14 protein-coding genes are annotated in these 12,243 nt (G+C 66.6%); 2 read left to right on the top strand and 12 right to left on the bottom strand.

What is annotated here, in order from left to right; translation table 11 throughout:
• Positions 1 to 95 precede the first annotated feature (95 nt).
• The gene (gene panC, locus AC3A5Z_RS19980; RefSeq protein WP_487521058.1) at positions 96 to 938 is read right to left on the bottom strand and encodes a pantoate--beta-alanine ligase; all 843 of its coding nucleotides are present in this window, start codon (positions 936 to 938) and stop codon (positions 96 to 98) included.
• A complete protein-coding gene (gene panB / locus AC3A5Z_RS19985) occupies positions 935 to 1,765 on the bottom strand; it encodes a 3-methyl-2-oxobutanoate hydroxymethyltransferase (protein WP_487521059.1) in 831 nt (276 codons plus the stop codon). Before panB ends, panC begins: the two co-directional genes overlap by 4 nt.
• 162 nt (positions 1,766 to 1,927) lie before the next feature.
• On the opposite strand from panB, the gene AC3A5Z_RS19990 reads away from it, so the two are divergent.
• Positions 1,928 to 2,269: a cupin domain-containing protein gene (locus tag AC3A5Z_RS19990; protein ID WP_487521060.1), complete on the top strand. Its 342-nt coding sequence runs from the start codon at positions 1,928 to 1,930 to the stop codon at positions 2,267 to 2,269.
• Between the two features lie 87 nt (positions 2,270 to 2,356).
• On the opposite strand, the gene AC3A5Z_RS19995 is transcribed toward AC3A5Z_RS19990, so the two are convergent.
• The 10 genes from AC3A5Z_RS19995 to AC3A5Z_RS20040 form a co-directional block, all read right to left on the bottom strand.
• Positions 2,357 to 3,100, bottom strand: coding sequence for a L,D-transpeptidase (locus tag AC3A5Z_RS19995; protein ID WP_487521061.1), 744 nt, complete (start codon positions 3,098 to 3,100; stop codon positions 2,357 to 2,359).
• A gap of 141 nt (positions 3,101 to 3,241) precedes the next feature.
• Positions 3,242 to 4,453 carry a M24 family metallopeptidase gene (locus tag AC3A5Z_RS20000; RefSeq protein ID WP_487521062.1) on the bottom strand — a complete coding sequence of 404 codons (1,212 nt, stop codon included), beginning with the start codon at positions 4,451 to 4,453 and terminating at the stop codon, positions 3,242 to 3,244.
• Between the two features lie 157 nt (positions 4,454 to 4,610).
• The gene (locus AC3A5Z_RS20005; RefSeq protein WP_487521063.1) at positions 4,611 to 5,051 is read right to left on the bottom strand and encodes a molybdenum cofactor biosynthesis protein MoaE; all 441 of its coding nucleotides are present in this window, start codon (positions 5,049 to 5,051) and stop codon (positions 4,611 to 4,613) included.
• Position 5,052: 1 nt separating this feature from the next.
• A complete protein-coding gene (moaD, locus tag AC3A5Z_RS20010) occupies positions 5,053 to 5,301 on the bottom strand; it encodes a molybdopterin converting factor subunit 1 (protein WP_136791960.1) in 249 nt (82 codons plus the stop codon).
• Positions 5,298 to 5,966, bottom strand: a complete 669-nt coding sequence (gene pgsA / locus AC3A5Z_RS20015) for a CDP-diacylglycerol--glycerol-3-phosphate 3-phosphatidyltransferase (protein WP_487521064.1) — start codon at positions 5,964 to 5,966, stop codon at positions 5,298 to 5,300. The genes moaD and pgsA overlap by 4 nt, the downstream gene beginning before the upstream one ends.
• Positions 5,967 to 6,202: 236 nt before the next feature.
• The gene (gene alaE / locus AC3A5Z_RS20020; protein WP_487521065.1) at positions 6,203 to 6,667 is read right to left on the bottom strand and encodes an L-alanine exporter AlaE; all 465 of its coding nucleotides are present in this window, start codon (positions 6,665 to 6,667) and stop codon (positions 6,203 to 6,205) included.
• 573 nt (positions 6,668 to 7,240) lie between these two features.
• Entirely contained in the window at positions 7,241 to 9,136 is a 1,896-nt protein-coding gene (uvrC, locus tag AC3A5Z_RS20025; RefSeq protein WP_487521066.1) for an excinuclease ABC subunit UvrC, read from the bottom strand.
• 289 nt (positions 9,137 to 9,425) lie between these two features.
• A complete protein-coding gene (locus tag AC3A5Z_RS20030; protein WP_487521067.1) occupies positions 9,426 to 10,208 on the bottom strand; it encodes an SDR family oxidoreductase in 783 nt (260 codons plus the stop codon).
• Positions 10,209 to 10,211: 3 nt separating this feature from the next.
• Positions 10,212 to 10,397 (bottom strand): hypothetical protein, encoded by a 186-nt coding sequence (locus AC3A5Z_RS20035; RefSeq protein ID WP_444667374.1) that lies wholly within the window; start codon positions 10,395 to 10,397, stop codon positions 10,212 to 10,214.
• Position 10,398: 1 nt separating this feature from the next.
• Positions 10,399 to 11,196: a S49 family peptidase gene (locus AC3A5Z_RS20040; RefSeq protein ID WP_136791954.1), complete on the bottom strand. Its 798-nt coding sequence runs from the start codon at positions 11,194 to 11,196 to the stop codon at positions 10,399 to 10,401.
• Positions 11,197 to 11,293: 97 nt separating this feature from the next.
• Here AC3A5Z_RS20040 and AC3A5Z_RS20045 point away from each other — a divergent pair, with 97 nt between their 5' ends.
• Positions 11,294 to 12,181 (top strand): LysR family transcriptional regulator, encoded by an 888-nt coding sequence (locus AC3A5Z_RS20045; protein WP_107662168.1) that lies wholly within the window; start codon positions 11,294 to 11,296, stop codon positions 12,179 to 12,181.
• Positions 12,182 to 12,243 lie beyond the last annotated feature (62 nt).

The raw sequence follows: 12,243 nt of genomic DNA on the forward strand, positions 1-12,243 counted from the left end.
GGAGGGAAGGGAGGCCCGAAGCAGCAGATCGGGAGGACGCGCGCCCCGAACTCCGGTTCGGGGCGTCGCTGTTTGCAGCACCCCGAGATCCCGCCTCAGACCGCGATATTGTCGATCAGCCGCACCCCGTCCAGCGTCGCCGCCGCCAGAAGCCGCGCCGGCCCGTTCAGCGCCGTCATCGGCTCCAGCAGATCGGCGCTGCGCAGATCGAGGTAATCGACCGCCTCGAACCCCGCCGCCTGCACCGCCGCCGCCGCTTCCTCCAGCGCTGCCGCCACCGGCACGCCTGCGCGCATCGCCTCCGCCGCACGCTGCATCTCGCGATGGAGCGCCGGGGCGATCGCGCGCCCGCCCTCCGACAGCCGCGCATTGCGCGACGACATGGCCAGCCCATCGGCCTCGCGCACCGTCTCGCAGCCGACGATCTCCACCGGAAGGTTCAGGTCGGCCACCAGCCGCTGCACCACCTGCAACTGCTGCCAGTCCTTCTCGCCGAAATAGGCGCGGTCGGCCATGGTCATGCCGAAGAGCTTGGCCACCACCGTCGCCACCCCGTCGAAATGCCCGGGCCGATGCGCGCCTTCCAGCGGCGCGCTCACACCCGAGACCGAGACCCCCGTGGCGAAGCCGGGCGGATAGACCTCGTCCGGCGAGGGCGCGAAGATCACATCCACCCCCACCGTCGCCAGCAGCGCCGCGTCGCGGTCTTCGGTGCGGGGGTATTTCTCCAGATCGGCTGGGTTGTTGAACTGCTTGGGATTGACGAAGATCGTTACGATCACCCGGTCGCAGCCCGCCTTGGCAGCGCGGGCGATGCTCAGATGCCCCTCGTGCAGCGCGCCCATCGTCGGCACCACGCCGACCGTCTGGCCCGCCGCCTTCCAGCCGCGCACCATGGTCCGCAGATCGGCAACCCGCCGCAGGATGACGACGGTCACTTCTTGGCCTTCAACACATCGGGGAACACATGCTCGGCCGCCGGAAAGCTGCGCGCCCGGACCTCGGCGGCATAGGCGGCGATCGCCTCGTCGGCCGCCTGGCCCAGCTCGCCGAAGCGCTTGACGAATTTCGGGCGGAAATCGGTGAACAGCCCCAGCATGTCGTCGAGCACCAGCACCTGCCCGTCGCAGCCCGCCGAGGCGCCGATCCCCACCGTGGGGATCGCGACCGCCTCGGTGATCCGGCGCGACAGCCCGTCCGGCACCTTCTCCAGCACGACCGAAAACGCCCCCGCGTCTGCCACGGCCTTGGCATCGGCCATCACCCGCTCGGCATCGGCATCGCGGCCCTGCACCTTGTAGCCGCCCAGCGTGTTCACCGCCTGCGGCGTCAGCCCGACATGCGCCATCACCGGAATGCCCCGCCCGACGAGAAAGCGGATGGTCTCGGCCATCTGCACCCCGCCCTCCAGCTTCACCGCCCCCGCGCCGGTCTCGGCCATCAGCCGCGCCGCGTTGCGGAAGGCCTGCGCCAGGTTCTCCTCGTAGCTGCCGAAGGGCATGTCGATCACCACGATGGCCTTCGACGTGCCGCGCACCACCGCCTTGCCGTGCAGGATCATCATCTCCATCGTCACACCGATGGTCGAGGGCAGGCCGTGCAGCACCATCCCCAGACTGTCGCCGACCAGCGCCAGATCGCAATGCGCATCGACCAGCCGGGCCATCGGCGTGGTATAGGCGGTCAGGCAGACCAGAGGCGTGCCGCCCTTGCGGGCCTGGATATCGGCGGCCATCAGCTGGCGGACCGGGGCGGAAGCACTCATCTCTCTTGCTCTCCCTCAAGAGGAACGGACAGTCCGGGTATATCGGCCAGGCCCATGCCGCACCAGCGGAATGTCCGCTGCAGCGCAGCATCGCGCTTTCCGCTTGACCGGAGCCCTGCTCCCCGCTCCCCTGCGGCAAGCTGCAACTCGAAGGACAGACGCATGAGCCTGATTGCCCGCCTCACCCGAGACGACATCACCCCAGAGGTCGAACGCCCCGATGCCGAGCGCGTGGTGGAGGGCGATCCCGTCCACACCACATGGAACCTCGAGGACATCGACGGGCTCTATTGCGGCCTCTGGCAATCGACGCCGGGCAGCTGGAAGGTCAGCTACGCCGAGTGGGAATATGTGCATATTCTGGAAGGCGTTTCCGTGCTGACCGACACCGAAGGCCAGTCGGTCACGCTGCGCGCCGGCGACAGCTACGTCATCCGCCCGGGGTTCGAGGGCGTCTGGACGGTGAAGGAAACCACGCTGAAGGACTATGTCATCCGCAGCTGAGGCCCCGCGCGCGGGTAAGCCTCGGGCCTCCCGCAGTCGGATCGGACCCGACGCGCCGGGTTGCGGCGCGTCGGGAAGTTTCGAGCTTCAGTTCAGCACGGTGCCCGTCGCGGGCATCAGCGCTGCCGTCTCGGGGGCCGGGCCCGGAACGGCGCGGCCATAGGCATCGTCATGGAACGGGCCTTCCAGCGCCAGCGACTCCTCGGCGGTGCGCACCTTCACTCGGGTCCCGAGCGCCACACGATCGTAGAGGTCGATGGCGTCCTGATTGAACAGACGGATACAGCCCGCCGAGGTGGCATGGCCGATAGAGGCCCGGTCGACCGTTCCATGAATGCGGAAATAGGTGTCCCGGCCACCGCGGTAGAGATAGAGCGCGCGCGCCCCGAGCGGGTTCGACAGGCCCCCCGGCAGACCGTCAGCATAATCGGCATACATCTCCGGCTGGGTGCGGATCATGTTCTGCGTCGGCGTCCACGACGGCCATTCGGCCTTGCGCCCGACGGTCGCCTGACCGCGGAAGGCCAGCCCCTGACGGCCCACGGCGATGGCATAGCGCATGGCCTGACCGTTCTCCATGACGTAGTAGAGCCGCCGCGAATGGGTATCGACGACGATGGTGCCCGGGTCTTCGCTGCCGTTGTAGGCAACTTCCGCCCGCACGGCGTCGGGCGTCAGATAGCGGGTCGGCACGGGTTCGATGAAGAATTCGCCATCCTGAATCCCCGGGTAAAGCGGGTGATCCTTGGGAAGGTCGGGAACGGGGGCGGCGCAGGCTGCAAGAAACAGCAGGGACGCGAGAGTAGCGAGACGAAGAATGCTGTGGCGCACGGCTGACTCGATTGTTTTGGAAAATACTCCCTCAGAAGCGTCACGCCATGCCCGTGGCGTCAACCCCTGCCCCCGCCCGAGGAAGAAGAAAAACCCCCGGACGTGGCATCCGGGGGTCACCTTTGTGGCAGAAAAGCCGTTTCAGCCGACGATATTGAAGGATGGGCCGTAGGGATAGCCGGTGATGTTCTCGTTGCCCTCCTCGGTCACGACGAGAATATCGTGCTCGCGGTAGCCCCCCGCCCCCGGCTGGCCTTCGGGAATCGTCAGCATCGGCTCCATCGAGATCACCATCCCCGGCTCCAGCACCGTGTCGATATCCTCGCGCAACTCCAGCCCCGCCTCGCGGCCATAGAAATGCGACAGCACCCCGAAGGAATGGCCATAGCCGAAGGTGCGGTATTGCAGCAGGTCGCGCTCGGCGAGGAAGGCGTTCAGCTCGCCGGTGATCTCGGCGCAGCTTTTGCCCGGCTTCAGCAGCGTCATGCCGTATTCATGCGCCGCCACATTGGCCTCCCAGATCTTCAGGCTGGCCGGATCGCACTGGCCGACGAAGAGCGTCCGCTCCAGCGCGGTGTAATAACCCGAGATCATCGGGAAGCAGTTCAGCGACAGGATATCGCCCCGGGCCAGCTTCCGCGCCGTGACCGGGTTGTGGGCCCCGTCGGTGTTGATCCCCGACTGGAACCAGACCCAGGTGTCGCGATATTCCGCCTCCGGAAAGCGCCGGGCGATCTCGGCCTCCATCGCGTCGCGCCCGGCCATCGCCACGTCGATCTCGCGCGCGCCGACCCGGATCGCCTCGCGAATCGCATAGCCGCCCACATCCGCCACCTGCGCCCCCTGCCGGATCAGCGCGATCTCGGCGGGCGATTTCATCATCCTGAGCTGCATCGTGCCCGGGGCGATATCCATGCCGCGCTTCGGCTTGAGGAAGGTGTTCAGCTTCTCGGCCTGCACCATGGTCAGGTGATCCGCCTCCACCCCCACCGCCTTGCCGGTGCCCACGACCGAGGCGACCACGCGCCAGAAATTGTCGCGTTGCCAGTCGGTGTAGGTGATGTTGTCGCCGAAGCTGCGCCGCCACGGTTGGCCCGCGTCGATCCCGGCGCTGATCGTGGTGCAGTCACTCGCCGTCACCACGCAGGCATAGGGCCGCCCGAAGGAGCAGTAGAGAAAGCCCGAGTAATAGGCCACGTTGTGCATCGAGGTCAGCACCACCGCGTCGAGCTCGTGCATCTCCATGAGGTCGCGCAGCCCTTCCAGCCGCGCCTCGTATTCCTCGGCGGCGAAGGGCAGCGCGGCCTTGTGGCCGTTGTGGAAGCGGTAGTGTTCGGGACGGTCAAGCGTCATGTCAGACCTCATGCGAGGAGTCCGCGGCGGGACCCCGAAAGATCCCGGCGTGCAGGACGACGGCAGGTTGCCCTGCAAGCGGCGGGAAGATCCCTGCGACGACGCCATCGTCGCGGCTCGGGAAAAGAATGCGGCGGGCCGGGCGGCTTGGCAAGCCCTACCAGCGTTTCAGCGCGTCCTCGTCCGCGTCCTTCGCCGCCACCCATTCGGCGCCGGAGGTGGTGACCTCCTTCTTCCAGAAGGGCGCGCGGGACTTGAGGTAATCCATCAGGAACTCCGCCGCGGCGAAGGCGTCGCCGCGATGGGCCGAGGCGGTGGCCACCATCATGATCGTCTCGCCGGGGGCGAGGTCGCCGTGGCGGTGGATCACGAGGCAATCGACGAGGCTCCAGCGGGTCATGGCTTCCGCGGCGATCGCCGCGATGGCGCGTTCGGTCATGCCGGGATAATGCTCGATCTGCATCGCCGCCAGATCGCCCGACAGGTCGCGCACCAGCCCGGTGAAGGTGACGACCGCCCCCGCCCCCGGCAGATCGCGCGCGAAGGCCGCGGCCTCGGCGCCGAAGTCGAAGGGCTCGGCCTGCACCGCGACGCGCATCTCAGCCCCCGGTCATCGGCGGGAAGAAGGCCACCTCGCGCACCCCGGCGAGGGGGGCGTCGAACTCGGCCAGCTCCTGATCCAGCGCGACCCGCAGGCTGGAGGTGTCGGCGAAGGCGGCGGCGTAGCGGTCTTCGCGGGCGATCAACTCGGCCACCAGATCGTTGACCGTGGCGGCCCCGGTCTCGATCCGCTCGCGCGGCAGGCCGATCCGCTCGCGGACCCAGGCGAAGTAAAGCACGTCGATCATTTCTTGTCGTCCTTCAGGAAGGGCAGCGCCTTCAGGAAGTAATCGAGCCCGGTGACGAAGGTCAGCACCGCCGCGATCCAGATCAGCGTCAGCCCGACCCAGGTCGCGTAGGAGGAACAGCCCCGCATGCCGCAGCTGCGGATCGGGTCGGCGTCGCCGGCGCTGACCGCCTGGGCATATTCGGCCCAGGTCATGCCGCGGCGGGCGATGCCTTCGAGATGCTCGAGCCCGGTGCCGAGGAAGAGGACGGCGATGGCGACCATCTGGGCGGTGGTCTTCCACTTGGCGAGCTTCGTGACCTTCAGCAGCCCCGCCTTGGCCCCGAGGAATTCGCGCAGCCCGGCGACGAAGACCTCGCGGAACAGGATGAGGGTGACGGGCAGGATCAGCCAGGGGTTCATGCCGGAATAGCCGGTGATGATCACGAGGGCGATCACCACCATCGCCTTGTCGGCGATCGGGTCGAGCATGGCGCCGAACTTCGATTCCTGCTTCCAGAGCCGGGCGAGGTAGCCGTCGAAGAAGTCGGTGATCGCGGCGCTGATGAACAGGGTGAGGGCGAACCAGTCGGCCCAGGGGCGGTGGAAATACAGGAACATCACCGCCACGCCGGGCGCGGCCAGCAGACGCAGGACAGTGAGGATATTCGGCAGCGACCATCTCATGAGCGATACCTAGCCCGAAGTCGGTGGCGGGGGAAAGGGGAGACAGCGCCTCGGCGGTGAAGAAGCGGTGATCGGCGGCGGCGGCGGGCAGCGGGGATTTTCACGCGTGAAAAGGAGGACAAGGGTTTGATAGAACAGGATATTCTTAACGGCATTAAGACAGTCTTAAGACATTTTGTCGCGGTCCGGGACAGAGCTTCACGACAGCGCGCGTCGGAAACGGGGCGTGACGTCCTTCAGACGTTCAGCGACATCGGCTTGTCGCCGCCCGGAGGCAGGCCGAAGCGCGCCCGCACGAAGTTGAGAAAGGCCCCATAGGGGCGGCCCAGACAGAGCATCATCAGCGCGGCACCGAGGACTCCTCGCAGCAGACCGCCGCCGGAAGCGCCGCTGATCGCGATGATGGCGGCATAGATCGGCACCTGGAAGCTCACCAGCGCCAGACTGTCCCACAGGATCTGCGACAGCCGGGAAGGCCCCGCCCGCTGCATCAGCCAGTCGCGCCACAGCCCATAGGGTCGGCCGACCGGCACCATCAGCACGGCCCCGAGAAGCCGGGCATGGACCACCTGCTCCCAAGTCATGCCCGCAATGAAGCGCTCGTTGAGGATGCCGGTGGTGGTGAAGAACAGGATCAGCGCCAGAGTGTCGGCGAGGAAGGACCGCCTGCGCAGGCTGCGCGCGTCGGGGGAGGAGGACATGCGGGGAACTCCACGAAAAGGCGAGCAGCGCGGAAGGCGTGCTACGCTAAAGACGCTTAAAACCGCAGTGGATGCCCCGCCCCTCTGTCAGCCAGAGCCTTAGCAATGGTTCTTTTTGGAAGCTGCCCGCTTACAGGACATCGAGATGTAGAAACGCCGCGGCTCGTTTGCAGGCCCCTTCCGCAACAGCCTAGAAACCTGCAAGTTTGGGCCGCTTTGCATGCCTGATCCTTACCTAAGTCTTGGCCTTCAAAGCTGCTATCTGCTTTTCCAGCGCTGCAATTCTTTGGGTCTGGTCATCTTCATGGACTTTAGACCGAAGTTTCCATCCAGTGATAAGAACAAATAGAAATGAAACTGCGGCGACTATCAGTCCGATCACAGTCTCGGTCTCTGAGGGCGACCCCACAAGAGACATAAAGCCCACGAACACTCCCACAGCAATTACTAGAGCAAGAATGACCATGGACCGCCCCAACATTACCAATTTGATCTGTTCTATTCTATGTCCTCTAAGTGTCAAGGCCACAGGGCAATAGCCGCTGGGTCGCTGAACAGATGCGGCCTACCCCCTCACGACCCATGAAAATAATCATGGATGCTCTGCGCCATCGTCGCCGAGATCCCCTCCACCGCCGCCAGATCCGAGAGCCCTGCCCTCGCCACGGCCTTGGCGGAGCCGAAATGCGCCAGCAGCGCGCGTTTGCGGGTGGCGCCGACGCCGGGGATCTCGTCGAGCGGGGTGGCGCTGACCTGTTTGGCGCGCTTGGCGCGGTGGGCGCCGATGGCCCAGCGGTGGGCCTCGTCGCGCAGGCGCTGGACGAAGTAGAGCACCGGGTCGTTCATCCGCAGCGCGAAGGCGGGCTCGCCGGGGCGGTGGAACTCCTCCTTGCCGGCGTCGCGGTCGACGCCCTTGGCGACGCCGACCATGGCGATGTCATCCACCCCCAGTTCCTGCATGATGCCATGGACCGCCGAGACCTGCCCGGCGCCGCCGTCGATCAACAGGAGGTCGGGCCAGGCGTCGGAGGTCCGCTCGGGGTCTTCCTTCAGCAGGCGTTCGAAGCGGCGGGTCAGCACCTCCTTCATCATGCCGAAGTCGTCGCTGTTGGCCCCTGCCGCCGAGCGGATGTTGAACTTGCGATACTGGCTTTTCAGGAAGCCCTCGGCCCCGGCGACGATCATGCCGCCGACGGCATTGGTGCCCTGGATATGCGAGTTGTCGTAGACCTCGATCCGCTGCGGCGGGGCGTCGAGGTTGAAGGCCTCGGCCAGACCGGCGAGCAGGCGGTTCTGCGTCGCGCCCTCGGCCATGCGGCGGGCGAGGCTTTCGCGGGCGTTGCGGGCGGCGTTCTCCAGCAGTTCGGCCTTCTCGCCGCGCTGCGGGACGCCCATCGTCACCTTGCGCCCCGCGCGTTCGGACAGAAGCTGCGTCACGAGGTCGGGGTTGTCGACGGCGTGGGACAGCAGGATCAGCCGGGGCGGCTCCTTGTCGTCGTAGAATTGCGAGAGGAACGCCTCCATGATCTCGGGCGCCTCGGCCCCTGCCCCGGTCTTGGGGTAGAAGTCGCGGTTTCCCCAGCTCTGGTTGGCGCGGATGAAGAAGACCTGCACGCAGGCGAGCCCGCCCTCGATGTGCAGAGCGATCACATCGGCCTCGGCCACGCCCTTGGGGTTGATGCCCTGCGAGGACTGCACCTGGGTCAGCGCCTTGATCCGGTCGCGCAGGGCGGCGGCGCGTTCGAACTCCATCGCCTCGGCGGCTTCGGTCATCTGCTTGGCGAGGTTCGACTGCACCGTGGTGGTCTTGCCCTGCAGGAAGCGCTCGGCATCGCCGATCAGCAGGTTGTAATCCTCGGAGGAGACCTTGCCGACGCAGGGCGCGGCGCAGCGCTTGATCTGGTAGAGCAGGCAGGGCCGGGTGCGGCTTTCGAACATCGAATCCGAGCAGGTGCGCAAGAGGAAGACGCGCTGCAGCTGGGCGAGGGTGCGGTTCACCGAGCCGGCGCTGGCGAAGGGGCCGAAGTAGCTGCCGGGCTCGGACCGCTTGCCGCGGTGCTTGCGGATCATCGGGTAGGGATGGTCCTTGGCGATGAGGATGTTCGGGAAGGACTTGTCGTCGCGCAGGAGCACGTTGTAGCGCGGCTTCAGCTGCTTGATGAGGTTCTGTTCCAGGAGCAGCGCCTCGGTCTCGGTGCGCGTGGTGAGGAACATCATCGAGGAGGTCTCGCGGATCATCCGGGCGATGCGCGCGGAATGGCCGGAGGGGCGGGCGTAGTTGGAGACGCGGGCGCGCAGGTTGCGGGCCTTGCCGACGTAGAGCACCTGGCTTTGCGCATCGAGCATCCGGTAGACGCCGGGAGAGGCGTCCAGCGACTTCAGATAGCCCTGGATGACCGCATGGCCGGTGGGTCCGGGGGCTGCGGTCGGGATCGGATCTGGTGCTTCGCCCTGCACGTCTTCAATCATCCTTTTGAGGTATGTCGATTCCCCGGCTCGCTGCAATGATAGCGGCGGAGCCACAAGAGGAAACCTGTCCACCGTTTCTGTGGATAACTCTGCGCACAACATTCTGGGAGCGCAGATTTTTCCTTGTTTTCGACGTGTTTCGAGACTTTGCCTAAAACTTCATCGATAATTTAACGCGTTGATTTTGCTGAGAAGAATTTTGAACCTCCAGCAAACGACTGATAATCTTAGGGAAATTGTAACGTTCGCATGACCCGTTTCGCTCAGGTGGACAAGTCGCGCCGCCGGCCTATTCCACACCCAGCACATCGCGCGTCCGCCAGGCCAGATGCTGCCCCCCGTCGATGCAGAGAAGCTGCCCGGTGACGGCCGGCGCGTCGAGGAAGAAGCCGAGCGCCGCGGTGATGTCGGCGGGGTTCGCGCCGCGCTCCAGCACGGTCGCGGCGCGCTGGGCGGCGAAATGCGCCTCGCTCTGCCGGGCGCCGATCAGGGTCGGGCCGGGGCCGATGGCGTTCACCCGGATGCGCGGCGCCAGCGCCTGCGCCGCGGTGCGGGTCAGCGCCCAGAGGCCCATCTTGGCGATGGTGTAGCTCATGAACTCCGGCGTGAGCTTGAGCACGCGCTGGTCGATCATGTTGACGATGAGGCCGCGGGCCAACGGCTCGCCCGCCGCGTCCTGCGCCGGCTCGGGGACCTGCGCCGCGAAGTGCTGGGTGAGGACGAAGGGCGCGCGGAGGTTGGAGCCGATGTGGCGATCCCAGCTTTCGCGGGTGGCGGTCTCGAGGTTGTCGTATTCGAAGATCGAGGCGTTGTTGACCAGAAGGGTCAGCGGCCCGCCCAGCGCCGCGACGGCGCGGGGGACGAGGGCTTCGGTCTCGTCCTCGATCAGCAGGTTGGCCTGCAGCGCTTCGGCCTTGCGGCCCATGGCGCGGATCTCGGCCACGGTGGCCTCGGCGCCGTCGTGCGAGCCTGCGTAATGCACGGCGACATCATGGCCGCGCTGCGCAAGGGAGAGAGCCATGGCCCGGCCCAGACGGGCGCCGGCTCCGGTGACGAGGGCACGCGGCGTCATGGCTCAGCCTTTCCTGCTCTGACAGTCACAGCCGCCCTTGCCGAGGATGAACTGGCCGCAATGGCCGCAGATCACGGGCTTGGTCAGCTTTGCCTTCTTGCGCGGCGCGCCGAGGCTGGGGCGGATCTTGAACAGCATGGAGAGACCGAGCATGACGGCAAGGAAGATGAGGGCGATCTTCAGCAGCATGTCAGAGCCCGAACCGCGCCCAGGCGGCGCGATCCTCCACCTCGGCCAGCGCCGAGCCCATGAAGCTGGCGCCGAAGCGTTGCAGGAGCGAGCGTTTCTGACCGTAGGACACCAGACGCACCTTGTCGCCGTAGAGCTCTTTCAGCTTGGGCACCAGATGCGCCACGCCATCGGCCAGACCGACGTTGACGGCCCCCTGCCCCACCCAGATGTCGGCGTTGAAGAGATCGGCCTCTTCCTTCAGCCGCGCGCCGCGCCGGGCCTTCACATGGGCGATGAAGGCCTGATGGATCGGCTCCTGCAGCGCCTTCAGCCGTTCCACATCCTCGGGCTTTTCCGGCAGGAAGGGATCGGCCAGCGATTTCGAGCGGCCGGAGGTGACGACGCGCCGTTCGATCCCCTGCCGGGCCATCAGCTCGGGGAAGCCGAAGCTGGAGAAGATCACCCCGATGGAGCCGAGGATCGAGCTGTCATCGACCCAGATCTGGTCGCCCGCGCAGGCGAGCCAGTAGCCGCCCGAGGCCGCCACATCCTCGACGAAGGCGTGGACGGGCACGCCCTTTTCCACCGAGAGACGGCGGATGCGGGCGGCGATCAGGCTGGACTGCACCGGCGAGCCGCCGGGGGAGTTGATGACGATGGCCACCGCGGCAGGTTTGCCGCGCGAAAACGCCCGCTCGATCAGCGGGGCCAGCGCCGGATCGGACAACCCGCCCCGCGCGCTGGCGGCGATGGTGCCCTGCAGGCGGAGGACCGAGACCACCGGCGGCTTCTTGATGAACGGGATATACTGTTTCATGGCTCCGATGTAGAGCCTGCCCCGCCTTGGAACAAGGCGCTCGCCGGGGGTCTTCGCACTTCTTGCCGCTCCGGTGAATTGCTGCGAAACCGGGGGGATGATCGACAAGCTGGAAATGTTCATCGCCCTGGCGCGCGAGCGGCACTTCGGCCATGCCGCCGAGGCCTGCGGCGTGACGCAACCCACGCTGTCCTCGGCGATCCGGCAGCTGGAGGATCAGCTGGGGGTGCAGCTGGTGTTCCGCGGCTCGCGCTTTCAGGAGCTGACGCCGGAGGGGCTGCGGGTGCTGGACTGGGCGCGGCGCATCGTCGGCGATGCGCGCGCGCTGAAGGACGAGATGCGGGCGGTTCGCTCGGGCCTGTCGGGCAATCTGCGGCTGGGGGTCATCCCGACCGCGCTGCCCATCGTCGCGGATCTGACGGCGCCCTTCACCGAGCGGCATCCCAACGTTCGGGTGCGGGTGCTGTCGCGCACCTCGGCGGAGATATTGGCCGGGATCGAGAGCCTCGAGTTCGATGCGGGGATCACCTATCTCGACAACGAGCCGCTGGGCCGGGTGTCGCAGGTGCCGCTCTATGCCGAGTATTACCGGCTGGTCTGCCGCCCCGGCACGCCGCTGTCGGAGCGCGACAGCCTGACATGGGCCGAGGTGGCGACGCTGCCGCTGTGCCTTCTGACCGAGGACATGCAGAACCGCCGGATCGTCAACCAGCATCTGGCGGAGTCGGGGGTGCGGGCCAGCCCGTCGGTGGAGTCGAACTCCACCATCTCGCTGATCTCGCATGTGATGACCGGGCGCTGGGCCTCGGTGCTACCGAAGAAGCTGGCCGACATGTTCGTGGCGGATGGGCTGCGGGCGATCCCCATCGTGGCGCCGGAGGTCCGGCATCTGGTGGGGCTGATCGCGGCGCATCGCGAGCCGCATACGCCGATCCTCGCGGCGCTGCTGGAGGCGGCGCGGCGCTCGGCGGAGGTGGAGCGATAGGGAAAGCCTATCGTTTGACGGCATATCCATATTGAATTCTCTATCGTCGCGCGTAAAAAGGT

This window comes from Cereibacter sp. Soil_C_27, from assembly GCF_057657095.1.